Source organism: Paraburkholderia sediminicola, from assembly GCF_046026895.1.
In the GTDB taxonomy this organism is placed as follows: Bacteria; Pseudomonadota; Gammaproteobacteria; order Burkholderiales; family Burkholderiaceae; genus Paraburkholderia; species Paraburkholderia sediminicola_C.
On record NZ_JAQQEU010000213.1, the window covers coordinates 1 to 1,553 of the forward strand.

Sequence of the window (1,553 nt, forward strand, 5' to 3'; positions counted from 1 at the left end):
AACGCCGATCCGACGTTGGCCACCATGGCGCCGATATGTCGAGTTTTGGAGCGTGATCATACCCAGCAAGTTTTTTGAAAACTCGGAGTAGTGAGCGCGTCATATTGTGCTTCTAAGATGCGATTGTTATTTACGAAACTTGTTGCGGTGGCGTCAAGAGCCACGTGCAAACGTTTAGCTAAACCGGCGTCTTCCAATTCTTTTGGCCATGGCTTTCTCAGGTGTGTCCCATCCAAGGGCTTGACGGGGCCGCCCATTGATGAGTTTAGCGACGTCGTTGAGCGGAATCTGCGTGACCGTCGAAAGGTCCATGCCCTTGCGTAAGAACTCGCGCAGCAGGCCGTTGGTGTTCTCGTGGCTGCCACGTTGCCAAGGTGTATGCGGATCGGCAAAGCCGATATCGACCTTGTCATGCCGAGCTGTCCAAGCGATTGAATCGGGTTATTTCGATTTCTGCGATCGTAAGTTAGGCTCTCGCGCAACAAGGCAGGCATCTTCTTCGTTTGGCGCGTGAAGCCTTCGAGCGCATCCCAAGCGCAGTTGTTCGGGCACAAAGCCCATGCGGGCAATGCTCATACGCGGGCTGCTGTGCGCGGGCTTCTCCTGATGCAAGGCTTCAATCATCGCTTGCTTGAGCCTACCGCGCGGGTGAGCATAATTTCCGTGTAGATCATCATCTAGTACTTAAAACTAGAGCCTGAGCAGCTGCAATCTTCAGATTAACTTTACTTGTTCAAGTCGGATCTTTTCTATTCCCTACACTCCTCAAAAGGTATTCCGTGTTTCGTCAAAATATTCGAAGAACTCTTTTAGCATCGGCTGCGCTGGCGCTTTTGTCCTCCGTCGTTCACGCCGCCGATGGTGATCTGGACAACCATCGCGAAGATACGCGAACTCCGATCAAGCACATCGTGGTCATCATTCCCGAGAACAGAACTTTCGGCAATCTCTTCGGGACTTATCCGCACGCGGCGAATATTCCCGGCGAGCAAAGCTGGGTTGGTGTGCCTGCGCCGAAATTCGTGGCGCGCCCCGGCACGCCGGCCGCCAACGTCCTGACGCCGGACTTGCTGCGGAGCAATCCGAATTGGAGCTTGTCCGGACGCCCCGCCAACCCAACGCGGCTTCGCCCCGCCGACGCCTACACCTGCGATATGGCGCATAACTACGAACCCGAGCAGCAGGCGGACGATGGCGGGGCTGTGGATCGCTTCCCGCAGACGGCCACCGGCAAGGGCCCGGGCTGCGCCGTGGACGGCTCAACCATCATGAATTATTACGACGGCAACACCGTCCAGGCGCTGTGGAACTACGCTCAGCACTACGCCATGAGCGACAATTCCTTTTCCACCACCTACGGCCCCACTGTGCCCGGCCATGCCAATATCGTTTCGGGCAACACGCATGGGATCATCATTCACGATCCCGCCAACCCTGAGAACCCCGACACCAGCGGCTTCTACGTCAATCCGACGGATCATTCGATAACCTTGACCGACGCCAACCTCCCCGGCTATCTCGACGATTGTGGCAAGGGCCGCACTTTTGAAATA

At 56.1% G+C, this 1,553-nt stretch carries 1 protein-coding gene and 1 pseudogene; one reads left to right on the top strand and one right to left on the bottom strand.

The window, feature by feature from the left end; genetic code table 11:
- Positions 1–219 precede the first annotated feature (219 nt).
- Positions 220–396 (bottom strand): annotated as a pseudogene (locus PQR02_RS40340) (transposase); the annotation flags it as partial.
- Between the two features lie 383 nt (positions 397–779).
- Between PQR02_RS40340 and PQR02_RS40345 the strand changes: the two are divergent.
- The coding region (locus PQR02_RS40345) for an alkaline phosphatase family protein (RefSeq protein ID WP_408243371.1) at positions 780–1,553 on the top strand (774 nt) is incomplete at its 3' end.